The 18,106-nt window shown below is 64.6% G+C and carries 20 protein-coding genes; 14 read left to right on the top strand and 6 right to left on the bottom strand.

The genetic code is table 11. The features are described from left to right. Nucleotides 1-253 precede the first annotated feature (253 nt). From BJA_RS07380 to BJA_RS07340, 10 genes are all read left to right on the top strand, one after another. Nucleotides 254-418: a Flp family type IVb pilin gene (locus BJA_RS07380; RefSeq protein ID WP_011084259.1), complete on the top strand. Its 165-nt coding sequence runs from the start codon at nt 254-256 to the stop codon at nt 416-418. Between the two features lie 70 nt (nt 419-488). Further along, the gene (locus tag BJA_RS42190; RefSeq protein WP_165448137.1) at nt 489-635 is read left to right on the top strand and encodes a hypothetical protein; all 147 of its coding nucleotides are present in this window, start codon (nt 489-491) and stop codon (nt 633-635) included. Between the two features lie 122 nt (nt 636-757). Next, a complete protein-coding gene (locus BJA_RS07375; RefSeq protein ID WP_011084258.1) occupies nt 758-1,282 on the top strand; it encodes an A24 family peptidase in 525 nt (174 codons plus the stop codon). A 127-nt stretch (nt 1,283-1,409) separates the two neighbouring features. Further along, nucleotides 1,410-2,210, top strand: coding sequence for a Flp pilus assembly protein CpaB (gene cpaB / locus BJA_RS07370; RefSeq protein ID WP_038965364.1), 801 nt, complete (start codon nt 1,410-1,412; stop codon nt 2,208-2,210). An 11-nt stretch (nt 2,211-2,221) separates the two neighbouring features. Continuing rightward, on the top strand, nt 2,222-3,697 hold the full coding sequence (locus BJA_RS07365; protein ID WP_028173504.1) for a type II and III secretion system protein family protein: 1,476 nt from the start codon (nt 2,222-2,224) through the stop codon (nt 3,695-3,697). 20 nt (nt 3,698-3,717) lie between these two features. Continuing rightward, entirely contained in the window at nt 3,718-4,452 is a 735-nt protein-coding gene (locus BJA_RS07360) for a CpaD family pilus assembly protein (RefSeq protein ID WP_011084255.1), read from the top strand. Continuing rightward, on the top strand, nt 4,449-5,717 hold the full coding sequence (locus BJA_RS07355) for an AAA family ATPase (protein WP_011084254.1): 1,269 nt from the start codon (nt 4,449-4,451) through the stop codon (nt 5,715-5,717). The genes BJA_RS07360 and BJA_RS07355 overlap by 4 nt, the downstream gene beginning before the upstream one ends. Before the next feature lie 21 nt (nt 5,718-5,738). Next, nucleotides 5,739-7,202, top strand: a complete 1,464-nt coding sequence (locus BJA_RS07350; RefSeq protein WP_011084253.1) for a CpaF family protein — start codon at nt 5,739-5,741, stop codon at nt 7,200-7,202. A 16-nt stretch (nt 7,203-7,218) separates the two neighbouring features. Then, entirely contained in the window at nt 7,219-8,196 is a 978-nt protein-coding gene (locus BJA_RS07345) for a type II secretion system F family protein (RefSeq protein ID WP_028173506.1), read from the top strand. A 9-nt stretch (nt 8,197-8,205) separates the two neighbouring features. Then, nucleotides 8,206-9,180, top strand: a complete 975-nt coding sequence (locus tag BJA_RS07340; RefSeq protein WP_011084251.1) for a type II secretion system F family protein — start codon at nt 8,206-8,208, stop codon at nt 9,178-9,180. Between the two features lie 62 nt (nt 9,181-9,242). Here the strand turns inward: BJA_RS07340 and BJA_RS07335 are convergent, their stop codons facing one another. Then, complete coding sequence (locus BJA_RS07335) at nt 9,243-10,058, bottom strand: tetratricopeptide repeat protein (protein ID WP_011084250.1); 816 nt, start codon at nt 10,056-10,058, stop codon at nt 9,243-9,245. Nucleotides 10,059-10,261: 203 nt separating this feature from the next. Further along, a complete protein-coding gene (locus BJA_RS07330; RefSeq protein ID WP_011084249.1) occupies nt 10,262-10,465 on the bottom strand; it encodes a hypothetical protein in 204 nt (67 codons plus the stop codon). Between the two features lie 204 nt (nt 10,466-10,669). Here BJA_RS07330 and BJA_RS07325 point away from each other — a divergent pair, with 204 nt between their 5' ends. Together BJA_RS07325 and BJA_RS07320 are read left to right on the top strand one after the other, a co-directional pair. Next, complete coding sequence (locus tag BJA_RS07325) at nt 10,670-12,043, top strand: leucyl aminopeptidase family protein (RefSeq protein ID WP_011084248.1); 1,374 nt, start codon at nt 10,670-10,672, stop codon at nt 12,041-12,043. Then, nucleotides 12,036-12,890, top strand: a complete 855-nt coding sequence (locus tag BJA_RS07320) for a C40 family peptidase (protein ID WP_011084247.1) — start codon at nt 12,036-12,038, stop codon at nt 12,888-12,890. The genes BJA_RS07325 and BJA_RS07320 overlap by 8 nt, the downstream gene beginning before the upstream one ends. Nucleotides 12,891-13,006: 116 nt before the next feature. Here the strand turns inward: BJA_RS07320 and BJA_RS07315 are convergent, their stop codons facing one another. After that, nucleotides 13,007-13,258, bottom strand: a complete 252-nt coding sequence (locus BJA_RS07315) for a hypothetical protein (protein WP_162494041.1) — start codon at nt 13,256-13,258, stop codon at nt 13,007-13,009. Between the two features lie 281 nt (nt 13,259-13,539). Between BJA_RS07315 and BJA_RS07310 the strand changes: the two genes are divergently transcribed. Together BJA_RS07310 and BJA_RS07305 are read left to right on the top strand one after the other, a co-directional pair. After that, on the top strand, nt 13,540-13,821 hold the full coding sequence (locus BJA_RS07310; protein ID WP_038965362.1) for a hypothetical protein: 282 nt from the start codon (nt 13,540-13,542) through the stop codon (nt 13,819-13,821). Nucleotides 13,822-13,858: 37 nt separating this feature from the next. Further along, nucleotides 13,859-14,089, top strand: coding sequence for a hypothetical protein (locus tag BJA_RS07305; protein WP_028173511.1), 231 nt, complete (start codon nt 13,859-13,861; stop codon nt 14,087-14,089). 87 nt (nt 14,090-14,176) lie between these two features. On the opposite strand, the gene BJA_RS07300 is transcribed toward BJA_RS07305, so the two are convergent. The 3 genes from BJA_RS07300 to BJA_RS07290 are packed head-to-tail and all read right to left on the bottom strand — an operon-like array spanning nt 14,177 to nt 18,106. Next, nucleotides 14,177-15,814: an ABC transporter ATP-binding protein gene (locus BJA_RS07300; protein ID WP_038965361.1), complete on the bottom strand. Its 1,638-nt coding sequence runs from the start codon at nt 15,812-15,814 to the stop codon at nt 14,177-14,179. A gap of 4 nt (nt 15,815-15,818) precedes the next feature. Beyond that, the gene (locus BJA_RS07295; RefSeq protein ID WP_028173513.1) at nt 15,819-16,997 is read right to left on the bottom strand and encodes an ABC transporter permease; all 1,179 of its coding nucleotides are present in this window, start codon (nt 16,995-16,997) and stop codon (nt 15,819-15,821) included. Beyond that, nucleotides 16,997-18,106, bottom strand: a complete 1,110-nt coding sequence (locus BJA_RS07290) for a microcin C ABC transporter permease YejB (RefSeq protein WP_011084243.1) — start codon at nt 18,104-18,106, stop codon at nt 16,997-16,999. The genes BJA_RS07295 and BJA_RS07290 overlap by 1 nt, the downstream gene beginning before the upstream one ends.

The raw sequence follows: 18,106 nt of genomic DNA, 5'->3' as shown, positions 1-18,106 counted from the left end.
TCCGGATTGCTGGTCCTCCTACGCCTACTCCGCGAAATTTAAGGGAGGGTGAAGCCGGCGACGCACTTGCGGTACGTTAGAACCGCAGCGAATTCCAGCGGGCCTTAAGGCGAAATTCACTCTGGGCAAAAGCATCGCGCAGGGATCGGGTTTGCACGATCGAATTAACTCTACCGAAAGAGCTCGGCTTTCATGCTCATAGCGTCAAAGACAGCGCCGAACGAGGCGATCCAACCCCAGATGGAGTTTGTTCATGAAGAACCTGATTGCGCGTTTCGCCAAGGATGAATCCGGCGCCACCGCCATCGAATACGGCCTGATCGCCGCCGGCATCGCGCTGGCCATCATCACCGTCGTCAACAACCTCGGCAGCACGCTGAACACCAAGTTCACCTCGATCAGCACCTCGCTGAAGTAAGCGACCGACAGGCGACGGCAAAAGCCCCGGACATCCGGGGCCTTTGTTTTTCTGAGTACCGCGAGTTCCAGTGGCGTTACGCAAGTACAGAACCGATGCCGCGGTTGCGGCGAGCGAGGCGGAGGCGGCGCAGACCGGCTCGCCGGCCTACTGGGTCTGCCTTGCACTGCTGCTTGCGACGCTCGCACTCGCCGCGCGCATTGCCAGCCTCTGGTGAGCACGCCTCGCGCGATCCGCCCTGTCAAGGCCACAGCCGCCGTTGTCGGTTTGTTTAGCTCTGCCGGGTAGCATCGGGCGACGCCAGATATCGCGACGAACCCAGGCCTCAAGACGCAGCCCATGATCCTCGACCTTGCGCGCCTTCTGCTCTTCCCGGCCCTGATGGCGTTCGCCGCCGCGAGCGATCTCTTCACGATGACGATCTCGAACCGCGTCTCGCTGGCGCTGGTCGCAGGCTTCTTCGCGCTCGCCCTCTCCGGTGGCATGGCACCTTACGAGATGCTGGGCCATGTCGGCGCCGGCGCGCTTGTCCTGGTCGTCGCCTTCACCTGTTTTGCGATGGGCTGGGTCGGCGGCGGCGACGCCAAGGTCGCGGCCTCCGTCGCGCTCTGGTTCGGCTTCGCGCAATTGATGAACTTCCTGCTCTACGCCTCGCTGTTCGGCGGAGCGCTGACGCTGCTCCTGCTCCAGTTCCGGCAATGGCCGCTGCCCTACGGCCTCGCGGGCCAGGCCTGGCTTGCGCGACTGCACGCCAAGGAGAGCGGCATTCCCTATGGCATCGCGCTCGCACTGAGCGCGCTGATGGTCTACCCGGAAACCGAGTGGGTGAAGGCGATCGACCTCGCTCATCTCGCACTGCGTTGAACGCTCCGGGTAAACCAGGCGTTAAGGCGATTTAGATACGCCTCATTAACCATGCTTTGACGAATAGCTGGTCAACTGCCGATTACGGCGGCGGCTGCGTCGCGGCGTTTGTTGGAAAGTGAAGCGTATGAATAGGGCACGCATTGTCGTCCTGACGGTCGCCATCTGCGCCGGCGGTGTCGCCGCGTACCTGGCGAGCGGCTCGGACAATTCTGCGCCGCCTCCGGCGGCTCCGGTCGCGCAGCTTCCAACCGTCGACGTGCTGGTGGCCAAGAACGACATCGGCCTCGGCCAGACCGTGAAACCGGAAGACGTGCAATGGCAGACCTGGCCGGCCGCGACGGCCAGCGCCACCTTCATCCGCCGCAACGAGCGCCCCGAGGGCGTGACCCAGGTGACCGGTTCGATCGCGCGCGCCCCCTTCATCCAGGGTGAGCCGATCCGCGACCAGAAACTGGTCAAGGCCGAAGGCTCCGGCTTCATGGCGGCAATCCTGCCCACCGGCATGCGCGCGATCTCGACCGAGATCTCGCCGGAGACCGGCGCAGGCGGCTTCATCCTGCCCAACGATCGCGTCGACGTGCTTCTGACGCGCCGCCTCAAGAACCCGGACCCGAGCAACGGCGCCCCCGACATCGTCACGTCCGAGATCATCCTGGCCAACATCCGCGTCCTGGCCATCGACCAGGCGCCGAAGGAGAAGGACGGCCAGAATACGGTGGTCGGCAAGACCGTCACCCTCGAGCTCAATCCCACGCAGACGGCGACGCTTTCCGCCGCCCGCCAGAGCGGCACGCTGTCGCTGGCGCTGCGCAGCATCGTCGACGTCAAGATGAGCGAGATCACGCTCGATGATTCCGCACAGAGGCGCGATGGCGTTTCGATCATTCGCTACGGTATCCCAAGCTCGACGGCGAAGGCACGATGAGGTCAGTCGATATGAAATGCAGGGCAGATTTGGCGACGATGCGAACCTCAATGGTCCGCGCCCTGTCGTTTTCGGCCGCCCTCGCGCTGGTGCTCAACCCGGCACTGACCCCCGTGGTCGCCGCCGACTACCGCCCCGCAGCGCCGGTCGCGGCCGACGGCCAGATGAACGCGCGCTTCCTCTCGCTCGGCGTCGGCAAGTCCATCGTGATCGACCTTCCGCGCGACATCAAGGATGTGCTGGTCGCCGACCCCAAGATCGCCAATGCGGTGGTCCGCTCGTCGCAGCGCGCCTACATCATCGGCGCCGCGGTCGGGCAGACCAACATCGTGTTCTTCGATTCCGCCGGCCAGCAGATCGCGGCCTATGACATCGCGGTCAAGCGCGACCTCAACGGCGTGCGCGCCGCGCTGAAGCAGATCCTGCCCAATTCCGACATCCAGATCGACGGCCTCGGCGAAGGCATCGTGCTGACCGGCACGGCGGCGAATCCGATGGAGGCGCAGCAGGCCAACGATCTCGCCGCGCGCCTCGCCGGCGGCGCCGACAAGGTCGTGAACTCGATCGTGGTCCGCGGCCGCGACCAGGTCATGCTCAAGGTGACAGTCGCCGAAGTCGCGCGCAGCATCGTCAAGCAGCTCGGCATCGACCTCACCGCCAACCTCAACTACGGCACATCGGTGGTGACTTTCAGCAACTCCAACCCGTTCACCGCTCTTGGCAAAAATCTGGTGGACGGCAACAGTCTGACCACGAAGTTCGGCGCGACGCCGTCGGTGCAGGCCACCCTGCGCGCGATGGAGACCGCCGGCGTGATCCGGACGCTGGCCGAGCCGAACCTGACCGCGATCTCCGGCGAGTCGGCGACCTTCATCGCCGGCGGTGAATTCCCGGTACCGGCGGGCTATGCGTGCGACCCCACGACGCATGTCTGTACAACCCAGATCAGCTTCAAGAAGTTCGGCATCTCGCTCAACTTCACGCCCGTGGTGCTGACCGAGGGCAAGATCAGCCTGCGGGTGATGACCGAGGTCTCGGAACTGTCGAACGAGAATGCGATCACGCTGTCGCAGGCCGTGACCTCGACGTCGGTGAACTCGCTCACGGTGCCTTCGATCAAGACCCGCCGGGCGGAGACGTCGCTGGAGATTCCCTCCGGCGGCGCGATGGCGATGGCCGGCCTGATCCAGCAGCAGACCAAGCAGGCGGTCAGCGGGCTGCCGGGCCTGATGCAGCTTCCGATCCTCGGCACGCTGTTCCGCAGCCGCGACTTCGTCAACAACGCGACCGAGCTGGTCGTGATCGTGACGCCCTATATCGTTCGCGCAGTGGCGCAAAAGGACCTGTCGCGGCCGGATGACGGATTCTCCGCGCCTGCCGATCCGCAGGTCGAGCTGCTCGGCAACATCAACCGCATCTACGGCGTGCCTGGCCGGACCGAGCCGGGCCGGAACTACCGCGGCACCTACGGCTTCATCACCGACTAAGGCGGAACGGGGACTTCGTTATGACCACAAGACCACCCCAGATTCGCAGAGGCGCCATCGGCTTCGGTGGCGCGCTCGTCGGCATCGGGCTTGCGCTCGGCGGCTGCCAGCACGACGAAGCGGTCACCGCCTCCATTCCCGACAGCTACAAGCAGCGTCATCCGATCGCGATCGAGGAGCAGAACCGCTCGATCGTCGTCTTCGTCGGCCACGCCCGCGGCGGGTTGACCGCGGCCCAGCGCGCCGACGTGATGGGCCTGGCATCGGCCTGGCTGCATGAGGGCACCGGCGCCATCCATATCGACGCGCCGTCCGGCACGCCCAACGCGCGTCCGGTCGCGGAGTCGATGCGTGAGATCCAGGCGATGCTGGCGGCGGCGGGCGTTCCGCCGCGCGGCATCATCGCCCGCCCCTACCAGCCGGAAGACAAGCGCTTCCTGCCGCCGATCCGGCTGACCTATTCCAAGATCGCCGCAGTCGCGGGCCCCTGCGGCCTGTGGCCGGAGGACATCGGCCCCTCGATGAAGAACAAGGGCTGGTTCGAGAACAAGGAATACTACAATTACGGCTGCGCCTATCAGCGCAACCTCGCAGCCATGGTCGACAATCCCTCGGACCTCGAGCAGCCGCGGCCGGAGACACCCTCCTATACGACACGGCGCACCGCTGCGTTCGAGAAGTATCGCAAGGGAGTGCCGACGGCGGTCTCCTATCCTGAGGCCGACAGGGCCAAACTCAGCGACACCGGCAAATGATCAGCTACGCCAGGCAAACACACGAAGAGCAGCCGGAAGCAGCTCCGCCGCCGGCCGAAGAGCATATCGCGCCTGCGCCGCGCGTCTCGGTCCAGGCCTTCTGCGAGACCGTGGAAACTGCTGCCGCGGTACAGTCGGCCGGCGAGGATCGCCGTCTCGGCAAGGCCCACCTGAAGATCCAGATGGGCGGCATGGCGGCTGCGGTCGAAGCCTACCGCTCGGCGCCCACACCGAACGTGATCGTGCTCGAGAGCGACGGCCGCAACGACCTCCTGGGCGGGCTCGACCAGCTCGCCACCGTCTGCGACGCCGGCACCCGCGTGGTCGTGATCGGCCGCATCAACGACGTCATGCTCTATCGCGAGCTGGTGCGCCGCGGCGTCAGCGACTACGTGCTCGCGCCGGTTGGCGCTATCGACGTCGTGCGCTCGATCTGCAACCTGTTCTCCGCGCCGGAAGCCAAGGCGGTCGGCCGCATCATCGCCGTGGTCGGCGCCAAGGGCGGCGTCGGCGCGTCCACCATCTCCCATAACGTCGCCTGGGCGATCGCGCGCGACCTCGCGATGGACGCGGTCGTCGCCGATCTCGACCTCGCCTTCGGCACCGCCGGGCTCGACTACAACCAGGACCCGCCGCAAGGCATTGCGGACGCCGTGTTCTCGCCCGATCGCGTCGATACCGCCTTCATCGACCGCCTGCTGTCGAAATGCACCGACCACCTCAGCCTGCTGGCGGCGCCGGCGACGCTGGACCGGGTCTATGATTTCGGCACCGACGCCTTCGATTCCGTGTTCGACACGCTGCGCTCCACCATGCCCTGCATCGTGCTCGACATCCCGCACCAATGGTCGGGCTGGACCAAGCGCGCTCTGATCGGGGCGGACGACATCCTGATTGTAGCGGCGCCCGACCTCGCCAATTTGCGCAATACCAAGAACCTGTTCGACCTGCTGAAGGCCTCGCGCCCCAACGACCGGCCGCCGCTCTACTGCCTGAACCAGGTCGGAGTGCCGAAACGTCCCGAAATCGCCGCGACGGAGTTCGCCAAGGCGATCGAGAGCCAGCCGGTCGTCTCGATCCCGTTCGAGCCGCAGATCTTCGGCTCGGCGGCCAACAACGGCCAGATGATCGCGGAAATCTCCGCCAACCACAAATCGATCGAGATGTTCCTCCAGATCGCCCAGCGCCTGACCGGCCGCAGCGAAACGAAGAAACAAAAGTCGTCCCTGCTTTCACCCCTGATTGATAAGTTGCGGGGAAAATAAGCCGCCGCATGGAGTCGTTAAGTGTTTGGTAAGCGTAGCGGAACAGACACCGACCTTCGGGCCCCGAAGCCCGGCGCCGTGTCGCCAGAGCCTGCCCCGGCTCTGGCGCCGACGGTGTCGCGCGCGCCGCCCCCGCCGGCCGTCGCCTCGCCGCCGCTTGCCCCGGCGAGGCCTGCGCCGGCGATGGAAACCCGCCGCTCGGACAATTACTACGAGGTCAAGGCGACCATCTTCGGCGCGCTGATCGAGGCCATCGACCTCGCCCAGCTCGCCAAGCTCGATTCGGAATCGGCCCGCGAGGAAATCCGCGACATCGTCAACGAGATCATCGCGATCAAGAACATCGTGATGTCGATCGCCGAGCAGGAAGAGCTGCTCGACGACATCTGCAACGACGTGCTCGGCTACGGCCCGCTGGAGCCGCTGTTGTCGCGCGACGACATCGCCGACATCATGGTCAACGGCGCCAACACCGTCTACATCGAAGTCGGCGGCAAGATCCAGCGCACCGGTATCCGCTTCCGCGACAACCAGCAGCTCCTCAACATCTGCCAGCGCATCGTCAGCCAGGTCGGCCGGCGCGTCGACGAATCCTCGCCGATCTGCGACGCGCGCCTTGCCGATGGCTCCCGTGTCAACGCGATCGTGCCGCCGCTGTCGATCGACGGGCCCGCACTCACCATCCGCAAGTTCAAGAAGGACAAGCTGACGCTGGATCAGCTCGTCAAGTTCGGCGCAATCTCGCCGGAGGGCGCCGAGATCCTCCAGATCATCGGCCGCGTCCGCTGCAACGTGCTGATCTCCGGCGGTACCGGCTCGGGCAAGACCACGCTGCTCAACTGCCTCACCAACTACATCGAGCACGACGAGCGCATCATCACCTGCGAGGACGCGGCCGAGCTTCAGCTCCAGCAGCCCCACGTGGTGCGGCTCGAAACCCGCCCGCCCAACATCGAGGGCGAGGGCCAGATCACCATGCGCGAGCTGGTGCGCAACTGCCTGCGTATGCGCCCCGAACGCATCATCGTCGGCGAGGTCCGCGGACCCGAGGCGTTCGACCTGCTTCAGGCCATGAACACCGGCCATGACGGCTCGATGGGCACGCTGCACGCCAACAACCCGCGCGAGGCGCTGTCGCGCTGCGAATCCATGATCACGATGGGCGGCTTCTCGCTGCCGTCGCGGACCATCCGCGAGATGATCTGCGCCTCGATCGACGTCATCGTCCAGGCCGCGCGCCTGCGCGACGGCTCGCGCCGCATCACGCACATCACCGAGGTGATGGGCATGGAAGGCGACACCATCATCACCCAGGACATCTTCCTCTACGACATGATCGGCGAGGACGCCAACGGCAAGATCATCGGGCGGCACCGCTCGACCGGCATCGGCCGTCCGAAGTTCTGGGAACGCGCTCGCTATTACGGCGACGAGAAGCGCCTTGCCGCCGCACTCGATGCGGCGGAAGTGGCGCCAACGACGTGAGCAGGTCAGCGCCGCCATGAACATGCAGGTCCTCGCCCTCGCGTTCCTCGCCACCGCCGCTGTCGGCGGCATCGCCTGGGTCTTCCTCTATCCGTTGCTGTCCGGGGAGCGGAAGGCGGAAAACCGCCGTGCCTCGATCGCGCGCGCCGACGCGCCCGCGGCCAAGCAGACCGAAAAGAGCCAGCGCTCGCGCCGTGAGCAGGTCGAGACTTCGCTGAAGGATCTCGAGGCACGACGTCAGCAGGAGAAGAGCGTTCCGCTCAACATCCGCCTGTCGCAGGCGGGGCTGGACTGGACGCCGCAGAAATTCTGGATCGTGTCCGCCGTCGTGGCGGGCGTGCTGTTCGTAGCCGCCATGTTCGTCGGTGGCGGCCTGCTCGGCGGCGCCGGCCTCGCCTTCGCCGGCGGCTTCGGCTTGCCGCGCTGGGCACTCAGCTTCCTGAAGAAGCGCCGCGAAAGCAAATTCCTGGCCGCGCTGCCCGACGCCGTCGACGTGATCGTCCGCGGCATCAAGGCGGGCCTGCCGCTGTTCGAATCGATCAAGGTGGTCGCCGCCGATTCGCCCGAGCCGCTGCGCAGCGAGTTCCTGGCCATCATCGAGACGCAGGCGATCGGCATGCCGCTCGGCGAAGCCTGCTCGCGCCTCTACGATCGCATGCCGCTGCCGGAAGCCAATTTCTTCGGCATCGTCATCTCGATCCAGCAGAAGTCGGGCGGCAACCTCTCCGAAGCGCTGGGCAACCTCTCCAAGGTGCTGCGCGACCGCAAGAAGATGAGGGAAAAGATCCAGGCGATGTCGATGGAAGCCAAGGCTTCGGCCGCCATCATCGGCTCGCTGCCGCCGATCGTGATGTTTCTCGTCTATCTCACGACGCCGCACTACATCTCCCTGCTGTGGACCCATCCTACCGGCCAGCTCATGCTGGTCGGCTGCGTCGTCTGGATGTCGGTCGGCATCATGGTGATGAAGAAGATGATCAACTTCGATTTCTGACGGTGGCGTATGGTCGAATTTCTGGTTTCGAAACTGCATGACGTCCGTTTCATGACCATGCTGCTGGCGGCCATCGCCGCCAGCGCTACCGTCTATACGCTGGTGATGCCGCTGTTCGCCGGCGAAGGCCTCTCCAAGCGCATGAAGGCGGTGGCGAGCGAGCGCGAGCGGATCCGGCAGCGCGAGCGCGAGCGCCTCAACAAGAGCGAGAAGGTCTCGCTGCGCCAGACCCCGAAGCAGCTCGTCTCCAAGGTCGTCGAGGATTTCAACCTCACCAAATGGCTCGCGCAGGAAGCTGCCCGCGACAAGCTCATCATGGCCGGCTACCGCGGTCAGGCGCCCTACATCACCTTCCTGTTTGCGCGCATGGTCGCTCCGATCACCCTGTTCGTGGGCTCGGTCCTGTACGTGTTCCTGATCGCGCATATGGAGAAACCGGTGCCGGTCAAGATCGGCATCTGCATCGGCGCCGCCTATCTCGGGCTTCAGGCCCCGATGCTGTTCCTCAAGAACGCGATTTCCAAGCGCCAGCTTTCGATCAAGCGCGCCTTTCCCGACGCGCTCGACCTGCTGCTGATCTGCATCGAATCCGGCATGTCGGTCGAAATGGCATTCCGGAAAGTCGCCACCGAAATCGTCGGCCAGTCGATCGCGCTGTCGGAAGAGTTCACGCTGACCACCGCCGAGCTGTCCTATTTGCAGGACCGCAAGGTCGCCTATGAGAACCTGGCGCGGCGCACCGGGCTCGAGGGCGTCAAGTCGGTGTGTCTGGCGCTCCAGCAGGCGGAACGTTACGGCACTCCGCTCGGACATTCCCTGCGCGTCATGGCGCAGGAAAACCGCGACATGCGCATGACCGAGGCCGAGAAGAAGGCCGCTGCGCTGCCGCCGAAGCTGACGGTGCCGATGATCCTGTTCTTCCTGCCGGTGCTGTTCGTCGTCATTCTCGGGCCGACCGGCATCAAGATCTCCGAGATGCAGTGACGCAAGACTTGAGCCGCGTGCGGTTCGCGCGTGCGGCTTTAGGATGAGACGATCAGGTCGGATCAGTCGGGTCGGCTGAGCGCGGCGACGGGCGTCCGCTTCGGTGCGCCGCGCGGGGCGTCGCTGCGGCTCAGCATTTCCTTGAGATAGGCGACATTGGCCGCGGCCTGCTCCGGCGGCAGGTCCGCCTTCACGATGGTCTCGGCCTCGGCAAAGCGGCCCTGGAGACCGACGACCAGGCCGAGATTCTGCCGCACCCGCGCGCTCGCGCGCGGCGAGGCGTAGGCCTGCCGCAACGCCTCTTCTGCCTTGGGAAGGTCTCTCGACAGCATGTAGGACAGGCCGAGATTGGACAGCACGCCGGGATCGCCCGGCGCGATCTTCAGCGCGCTCGCATAATAGGAACGCGCCTCATCGTGACGGCCCATCTGATCGAGCGCCGTGCCCTGCACCGAGAGCAGACGCCAATCCGGATTGTCGGGTGAATGCGCTTTCGACAGCACGTCGAAGGCCTGCTGGAAATTGCCGTTGTCGGCGAGTGCACGGCCGTACAGGGCGAGCAGCGCCTTGTTGCCGGGATTGGCGATGGTCGCCTGCTCGAGGACGGCGGCGGCCTGGGCGCGCTGGCCGTTGGCGCGCAAGGCCTGGCCATAGCCGAGCGCGGCCTCGGCGTCCTTGGGATTGGCACGGTAACGCTCGCCATAGACTTCGACGGCGCCTGCGGGATCGCTGGGAGGGGAGGCCTCCGCGCGCGACCCGATCGATCCGGTGACGTCGGAGAGCTTTGACATTGCCGTGCAGCCGCCGAGGCTCATGGCCACCACCGCAACGAGCGAGGCAGATGCGAGAAGCCGGGCAGGACTGAACCGTTGACGCATGACGCTTTGACTCTCGAGCGGATGGATCGAGCCGAACGCGCCAGCAATAGACTGTTAACCCTAATGGCCGGTTAACGCCGGGATGCCCCTCACGACGGCGTCTGCGGCGGCACCTCTCCGCCGAGACCGAGGTCGAGGCCGAGCGCCTTCGCCTGCTCGTTCAGGTCTGGAGATCTGCCCGTCGCCGGTTTCGTTTCACCCGATCAATATTCGATGGCAAGCCGCTTGCGGATTTCGTCGACGCGCTTGTCGAGCGCATCGAAGCGCGCATGGACGGAGCGGTCGTGGAGATAGAAGACGTAGCCGCCGGCAAGGAACGCGAAGATCCAATGATGATGCTCGACATAGCTGAAAATCGCCTCGACGACCTGGCCGATGAAAGTGACCATACTCCACACGACGTCCATTGCATTTCCTCCCGGCAGGCTTCGCTTTCGGCCACCGGTGATCTCCTTGCACCTGGCGGCCGTTGCCGGAACCTAGCATGGCCCCCTTGCTGCGAGTAGCCGCTCGCTCAACGGTGACGGCAAAGCCGATTGCGGCCACCGCAAAACTCTGCGAAGTCTCCCTCATCCGCATAACCAGCTTGATCTGACGACCTGGACCCGCCAATGCCTTCTGTCTTCGAGACGTCGCCAACCGCCATCCCGATCACCTTCGTCACCAAGTCGAGCTGGGATCAGGTCGCCGAGACGCTGCCGCCGGCGCAACGCCAGTTCGCCACGGCGAACGCCTTCGCCGCCAAGCCGGGCGGCTATCTCGCCCTGCCCGCCCCCGGCGGTACGATCGCGCAAGTGCTGTTCGGCCTCGAGGACGAGGGCGCAAGATCCCGCGACCTGTTCCGGCCGGGCGCCCTGCCCGGCCTGTTGCCGCCGGGCACCTATCGCTTTGCGAATGCACCGCACGATGCACGGCTCGCCGCACTCGCCTTCGCGCTCGGCTGCTACCGCTTCGCTCGCTACCGCAAGGCTGATGGCCCCGATGTCCGCCTGGTGCCGCCTGACGGCGTCGACGCCGTCGAGATCAGCCGCATGGCCGATGCCGCGATGCTGGCGCGCGACCTCATCAACACGCCGTCCAACGACATGGGGCCGGAGGAGCTCGCCGCAGCCGCCCAAGAGCTCGCCAGCGAATTCGGCGCGAGCTTTGCCTGCACCATCGGCGAGGATCTGAGGACGGATTTTCCCCTGATCCACGCCGTCGGCATGGCCTCGGACCGCGCGCCGCGACTGATCGACATCGGCTGGGGCGATCCCGCCCATCCCAAGGTGACGCTGGTCGGCAAGGGCGTGTGCTTCGACACCGGCGGGCTCGACCTGAAGCCGTCGAGCGGCATGCTGATCATGAAGAAGGACATGGGCGGCGCCGCCAACGTTCTGGCGCTCGCGCGCATGGTGATGGACGCGAAGCTGAAGGTCCGGCTGCGCGTGCTGATTCCGGCGGTCGAGAATGCGGTCGCCGGCAATGCCTTCCGCCCGCTCGACATTTTTACATCGCGCAAGGGGATCACGGTCGAGATCGGCAACACGGACGCCGAAGGGCGGCTCGTGCTCGCCGATGCCCTGGCGCTCGCCGACGAGGAGAAGCCCGACCTGCTGATCGATCTCGGCACACTGACGGGAGCTGCACGCGTCGCGCTGGGGCCGGATTTACCGCCCTTTTACACCAATGATGAGACGCTTGCCGCCGACGTCGCGCGCTGCGCCGTCAAGGAGAACGATCCGTTGTGGCGCATGCCGCTGTGGCCGGCCTACGATGCGTGGCTGGACTCCAAGACCGCCACCATCACCAACGCACCGTCCGGCGGCTTTGCCGGGTCGATCACCTGCGCGCTGTTCCTGCAACGCTTCGTCGAGCAGGCCAAGAGCTGGCTGCATGTCGACATCTATGGCTGGACGCCGTCGGCGAAGCCGGCGCGCCCCGAAGGCGGCGAGTGCCAGGCCGCGCGCGCCATCTACACATTGCTGAGCGAGCGCTATGCATGATCCAGGACACGATCCAAGGCTGACACCGGCGCGGGCCGACCTCGCCGCCAAATATCTCGAAGGCAAGGTGCAGGCGGAGCGTTTCGTCACCGGCGAGGAATTCGAGGTGACGGACGCGATTGCAGCGGTGCGCGAACAGCCGTCCTCGGACGCGATGCTGATGACGGAGGCGCTGCGCGGCGAGCGCGTCACGGTCTACGATCGCAATGGCGAGGGCTGGGCCTGGGGCCAGCTGGGAAGTGACGGCTATGTCGGCTGGCTTCCCGATGCGGCGCTCATGAAGCCGACGGCCGCCCCGACGCACAAGGTCAGCGCGCTGCGGACGTTTGCGTTCCCGGGCCCCTCGATCAAGCTGCCGCCAGCCGGCACGCTCGTGATGGGATCGAAGATTGCGGTGGCGCGCGAGGACGGCAGCTTCGCGGTGACGCGCGACGGAGCTTATCTGCCGAAGGCGCATCTCGGCCCGCTCGATCATCGCGAGCCGGACTTCGTTGCGGTGGCCGAACGCTTCGTCGGCACGCCCTACCTCTGGGGCGGCAAGAGCAGCCTCGGCATCGATTGCTCGGGTCTCGTGCAGGTCTCGCTGACGGCGGCCGGCACCGGCTGCCCGCGCGACAGCGACATGCAGCAGGCCGGCCTTGGACGAGCCCTGGAGCCTCACGGGCAGAGCAAGCTGCAACGCGGCGACCTAATCTTCTGGAAGGGCCACGTCGCCATCGTCCGCGACGCCGGCACCATGGTTCACGCCAACGCGCATCATATGGCGACGGTGATCGAGCCGATCGAGCCGGCCATTGCACGGATCAAGCAGGCCGGCAGCGAGGTCGTGGCGATCAAGCGGCTCTAGGGCGTGTGCTCATAATTCACCGCTAATTTGCCGCGTCCGCTTTACTCTCCGAAGGCGACGTTGAAACCGGTATGGCCGAATGTCGGTCTTGGAAGCGGATCCGCATCTGATGGATGTCAGACGTCGCTATGTTGCTTGGGCACATTACCGGCGCTGGCCTTCGGCTTGGAAATCGGAGGGATGCAGCTGCCGAAGCGTGGATCGAGCGGATCGTAACGCGACTTTGTTCGCACGACGATATACAGCGCCGCCAGCGCGAAGGAACCGAGCAGCAGCAGCATCCAAACAGGTGGCCGACTTGCGATCAAAAGCACCGTTGCTCCAACCAGTAGCAAGACAACAGTGCCAGAAGACAGCTTTGAAGCCATCACCGCCTCCGCGGCTCGACGGCCAGATATTACCGTGGATATCGACATATTTGAGCGAAGCGGGCTGCGACACTCCAGCGCAGAGAGAACCGGAAGTCTCGTACGTTCCCCAGGCTCATTTTCCAGGGAATACACGCACGATCATTCGGGCAACCGTCACTCGAAAGGCAACCCGCCCCGGCTGATAGGCATCTCGCGGCGCAACTACGGAACAACGTTACAATTGGGAGAATTGCGGAACGAAACATGTCGTCAGTCTTTCTGCCTTTGGGAGGTGCCCCATGAGTTCTCAGGCCAGAGAAGGCGCGTGTGCGTTCGCTTGGCGGAACTACCTGCTGCTCCACAGCGGCATCAGCGAGAATGATAACAGGCGTTCCGCCCTCTATCGCTACATCGCCAGTCTTCGCGATACCGGCGAAGATGATTTCGATCTCCTGCAAATCGCCGCAGTCGCCTACTTGAAAAAACTGGATGAATTGCATGACGACCAATGTGCGCGACTCGCGGCAGATCAAGTTTTGGCCGAGTGTTTGAAAGCACGCAATTCACAACCCGAGAGGTGACTTTAGGCCATAACACCAGCGCGAAGGAGCGAACAGCATGGCAGACAAGACCGTTACTGCAAACCATCTCGCGGGCGACCCACAACGGCGCATCGCCGCAGCGACAGCAATCGGCATGAATGCCTTGATGCCGATGATCCACTTTCAGGTCTCAATGCTGAGGATGTGGGCCGATAGTATTGAGAAGCTCGCGGGCAATTACGAAAAGAAGTTGGAAGAAACAGCGACCACGGTCGAGGAACAATTAGACAAGGAACGCGCCGCGTAGATCAACGCGACAGGTAGGTGCGGTCCGCTTCGGCCACCAGCAGAAGCGTCCCTGGGGCTCGCGCTGTCGCGCGACCGGAATGCCGGGCTACGTCGCCACCGATCCATTCCCGGCCGTCTCCAGCCGGAAGGCTGCCGCGAACAGCGCGCGCGTGTAATCGCTCTTCGGGTTCTTGAACAGCTCGGCCGCCTGCCCCTCCTCGACCACCTTGCCGCCGCGCATCACGATCAGATGGCTGGCGAGCGAGGCGACGACGCGCAAATCGTGCGAGATGAACATGTAGGTGAGATCGCGCTTGCGCTGCAGCTCGCGCAACAGATCGACCATCTGCGCCTGGAACAGCATGTCGAGCGCGCTGGTCGGCTCGTCCAGCACGACGAAATCCGGCTCCAGCACCACCGCGCGCGCGATCGAGATGCGCTGGCGCTGGCCACCGGAAAACTCATGCGGATAGCGGTAGCGGGTGTCTGGTTTCAGTCCGACATCCTCGAGCGCCTTGACGACGCGCACCTCACGCTCCTCGCCCGACAGTTTCGGCTGATGCACGGTGAGGCCTTCGGCGATGATGTCGGCGACCGACATGCGCGGGCTGAGCGAGCCGAACGGATCCTGGAACACGATCTGCATGTCGCGCCGGAAGGGCCGCATCTCCTTGAAGCGCAGGCCCTGGATGTCTCTCCCCAGGAACACGATGCGCCCGTTCGAGGAGATCAGCCGCAGCAGCGCCAGCCCCAGCGTGGTCTTGCCTGAGCCGGATTCGCCGACGACGCCGAGCGTCTCGCCCTTGCGCACGGCGAGGCTGACGCCGTCGACCGCCTTGATGTGGCCGACCGTCTTGCGCATCAAGCCGCGCTTGATCGGAAACCACACTTTCAGATCGTCGGCCGACATCACCACCGGCGCATTCGGCTGCGGCGGCGCGGGATCCGGCTTCGGCTCGGCCGCGAGCAGGTCGCGCGTATAGGGATGCTTCGGCGTCTTGAACACCTGCTCGACCGGCCCCTGCTCGACGATCTCGCCGCTCTTCATGACGCAAACGTGGTCGGCGATGCGGCGCACGATGCCGAGATCATGGGTGATGAAGAGCAGGCTCATGCCGAGCCGCGCGCGGATCTCGGCGAGCAGCGCCAGGATCTGCGCCTGCACGGTGACGTCGAGCGCCGTGGTCGGCTCGTCGGCGATCAGCAGATCGGGCTCGTTGGCGAGCGCCATCGCGATCATCACGCGCTGGCGCTGGCCTCCTGAGAGCTGGTGCGGATAGCTGTTGAGCCGCGTCTCCGGATCGGGGATGCCGACCTGGGTCAGCAGCTCCAGCGTCCGCTTGCGCGCCAGCGCGTTGCTGGTGGGATTGTGCAGCTGGATGATCTCGCCGATCTGCGCCTCGATCGTGTGCAGCGGATTGAGCGAGGTCATCGGCTCCTGGAAGATGATGGAGATGTCGCTGCCGCGGACCTCCCGCATCTGCTGCTCGGACTGGTCGATCAGCTCCTGTCCCTTGAAGCGGATGCTTCCCGAGGGATGCGAGGCGTTCGGATAGGGCAGCAGCTTCAGGATCGAGAGCGCGCTCACGGACTTGCCGGAGCCGGATTCGCCGACCAGCGCCAGGCATTCGCCGCGCTTGATCTGGAACGAGACCTTGTCGACCGCGAGTGTCGTGGCGCCACCCTGGTGGAAGGCCACCGAAAGGTCGCGCACGGCAAGCAGGGGCTGGTTGATCGCGTCCATTGGCTTACCTGAACGTCTTGCGCGGATCGAAGGCGTCGCGCACGGCTTCGCCGATGAAGATCAGGAGCGACAGCATGATCGCGACCGAGAAGAAGCCGGAGAAACCGAGCCACGGCGCCTGCACGTTGGACTTGGCCTGTGACAGCAGCTCGCCGAGCGAGGGTGAGCCCGGCGGCAGGCCGAAGCCAAGGAAGTCGAGTGCCGTCAGCGTCATCACCGACGAGGAAACGATGAACGGCAGGAACGTCATGGTCGCGACCATCGCGTTCGGCAGCAGGTGACGGAACATGATGACCGGGTTGGAGACGCCGAGCGCGCGGGCGGCCTGGATGTATTCGAAGTTGCGCCCGCGCAGGAACTCGGCCCGCACGAGACCGACCAGCGAGACCCAGGAGAACAGCAGGAGAATGCCGAGCAGCACGAAGAAGCCGGGCACGAGGACCGAGGACAGGATCAAGAGAAGATAGAGCGACGGAATTGCCGTCCATATCTCGATGAAGCGCTGGAAGATGAGATCGACCCGGCCGCCGAAATAACCCTGTACCGCTCCCGCCGCGATGCCGATGACGGATGAGATGATCGTGAGGCAAAGGCCGAACAGCACCGAGATGCGGAAGCCATAGATCAGCCGCGCCACCACGTCGCGCCCCTGGTCGTCCGTACCTAACCAGTTGTATTCGAGGTCGCGGCAGCTCTTCAGCCCCTTCTTCTCGACCACCGGCTTGCATTGCGCTTCGGTGAGCATCCAGGTCGGCGGCGACGGCGCCGGCGTCGGCAAGTCGAGATTGTGAGTGTCGTAGGAATAGCGGATCAGGGGCCAGACGATGGCGCCGCCCTTGTCCTTGATGAGCTTCTGCAAGTAGGGGTCGCGGTAGTCGGCAGCCGTCTCGAAATCGCCGCCGAAGGTGGTTTCCGAATAAGTCACGAAGGCGGGCCAATAGAGACGGCCGTCGAATTTGACCAGGAAAGGTCGATCGTTGGCGATCAGCTCGGCGAACAGCGAGATCACGAAGAGGGCGATGAATATCCAGAACGACCAATAGCCGCGGCGGTTGGCCTTGAAGTTCTGCCATCGCCGCCTATTCAGCGGCGAAGGCGCGAACGGCTTTCGCGTGATCGGAACGATCTCACCCAGCGGAGACTGGGTCGTGGTCTCGATCGGCGTCGGCGCGATAACCGTCATCAGACCTCCCGCGCCTCGAAATCGATCCGGGGGTCGATCCACATATAGGTCAGGTCGGAGATCAGGTTGATCACGAGGCCGACCAACGAAAAGATGTAGAGCGTGCCGAACACCACGGGATAGTCGCGGTTGAGCACGCTCTCGAAGCTCAGCAGCCCGAGCCCGTCCAGCGAGAAGATGGTCTCGATCAGAAGCGAGCCTGAGAAGAAGGCGTGGATGAAGGTCCCGGGGAATCCGGCGATCACGATCAGCATCGCATTGCGGAAGACGTGGCCGTAAAGCACCCGGCCCTCGCTGCAGCCCTTGGCGCGCGCGGTCATGACGTATTGCTTGCGAATCTCATCCAAAAACGAATTCTTGGTCAGGAACGTCATGGTGGTGAACGCGCCGAGCCCCATGGCGATCAGCGGCAGCGTCAGGTGCCAGAAATAATCGAGGATCTTCCAGTACCAGGGAAACTGCGACCAGCCGTCCGAAGTCAGTCCGCGCAGCGGGAACCAGTTAAAGAAGGAGCCGCCGGCAAACAGGATGATGAGGAGGATTGCGAACAGAAAGCCGGGAATGGCATAGCCCAGCACGAGAATGGTCGACGTCCAGGTGTCAAAACGCGTGCCGTCCTTCACCGCCTTGCGGATGCCGAGCGGAATCGAGATCAGATAGGTGATCAGCGTCAACCAGATGCCGAGCGAAATCGAGACCGGCAGCTTCTCCTTGATCAGCTGAATCACGCTGACGTCGCGAAAATAGCTCTTGCCGAAATCGAAGCGGGCGAAATTCCACACCATCAGCGCGAAGCGTTCCGGTGCCGGCTTGTCGAAGCCGAATTGCGCCTCCAGCTTCTTGATGAAATCAGGATCGAGCCCCTGCGCGCCGCGATATTTCGAGTTGATGGAATCGCCGCCCGCGCCGACTTGCCCGGGCGCACGCTGCGCAAAGTCGCTACCGCCCGAAATGCGCGAGGTGCCGCCGGTATCGGCGCCGGAGAGCTGCGCAATCACGCGCTCGACAGGACCGCCAGGCGCGAACTGCACGACGACGAAGGAGACGAAGAGGATCCCGAGCAATGTCGGGATCATCAGGAGGATGCGGCGGGCGATATACGCGCTCAT

This window comes from Bradyrhizobium diazoefficiens USDA 110, assembly GCF_000011365.1.
In the GTDB taxonomy this organism is placed as follows: domain Bacteria; phylum Pseudomonadota; class Alphaproteobacteria; order Rhizobiales; family Xanthobacteraceae; genus Bradyrhizobium; species Bradyrhizobium diazoefficiens.
This window is presented reverse-complemented; position numbering and strand designations above follow the sequence as displayed.

Excerpts from the sequence above, each read along its gene's own strand:
- BJA_RS07290 (WP_011084243.1), bottom strand. The coding sequence starts at position 18,106 with ATGAGCGCGTATATCGCCCGCCGCATCCTCCTGATGATCCCGACATTG.
- cpaB (WP_038965364.1), top strand. The coding sequence starts at position 1,410 with ATGAATAGGGCACGCATTGTCGTCCTGACGGTCGCCATCTGCGCCGGC.
- BJA_RS07380 (WP_011084259.1), top strand. The coding sequence starts at position 254 with ATGAAGAACCTGATTGCGCGTTTCGCCAAGGATGAATCCGGCGCCACC.
- BJA_RS07340 (WP_011084251.1), top strand. The coding sequence starts at position 8,206 with ATGGTCGAATTTCTGGTTTCGAAACTGCATGACGTCCGTTTCATGACC.
- BJA_RS07295 (WP_028173513.1), bottom strand. The coding sequence starts at position 16,997 with ATGACGGTTATCGCGCCGACGCCGATCGAGACCACGACCCAGTCTCCG.
- BJA_RS07320 (WP_011084247.1), top strand. The coding sequence starts at position 12,036 with ATGCATGATCCAGGACACGATCCAAGGCTGACACCGGCGCGGGCCGAC.
- BJA_RS07310 (WP_038965362.1), top strand. The coding sequence starts at position 13,540 with ATGAGTTCTCAGGCCAGAGAAGGCGCGTGTGCGTTCGCTTGGCGGAAC.
- BJA_RS07365 (WP_028173504.1), top strand. The coding sequence starts at position 2,222 with ATGAAATGCAGGGCAGATTTGGCGACGATGCGAACCTCAATGGTCCGC.
- BJA_RS07375 (WP_011084258.1), top strand. The coding sequence starts at position 758 with ATGATCCTCGACCTTGCGCGCCTTCTGCTCTTCCCGGCCCTGATGGCG.
- BJA_RS07300 (WP_038965361.1), bottom strand. The coding sequence starts at position 15,814 with ATGGACGCGATCAACCAGCCCCTGCTTGCCGTGCGCGACCTTTCGGTG.
- BJA_RS07345 (WP_028173506.1), top strand. The coding sequence starts at position 7,219 with ATGAACATGCAGGTCCTCGCCCTCGCGTTCCTCGCCACCGCCGCTGTC.
- BJA_RS07315 (WP_162494041.1), bottom strand. The coding sequence starts at position 13,258 with ATGGCTTCAAAGCTGTCTTCTGGCACTGTTGTCTTGCTACTGGTTGGA.
- BJA_RS07360 (WP_011084255.1), top strand. The coding sequence starts at position 3,718 with ATGACCACAAGACCACCCCAGATTCGCAGAGGCGCCATCGGCTTCGGT.
- BJA_RS07335 (WP_011084250.1), bottom strand. The coding sequence starts at position 10,058 with ATGCGTCAACGGTTCAGTCCTGCCCGGCTTCTCGCATCTGCCTCGCTC.
- BJA_RS07305 (WP_028173511.1), top strand. The coding sequence starts at position 13,859 with ATGGCAGACAAGACCGTTACTGCAAACCATCTCGCGGGCGACCCACAA.
- BJA_RS07325 (WP_011084248.1), top strand. The coding sequence starts at position 10,670 with ATGCCTTCTGTCTTCGAGACGTCGCCAACCGCCATCCCGATCACCTTC.
- BJA_RS07330 (WP_011084249.1), bottom strand. The coding sequence starts at position 10,465 with ATGGACGTCGTGTGGAGTATGGTCACTTTCATCGGCCAGGTCGTCGAG.
- BJA_RS07355 (WP_011084254.1), top strand. The coding sequence starts at position 4,449 with ATGATCAGCTACGCCAGGCAAACACACGAAGAGCAGCCGGAAGCAGCT.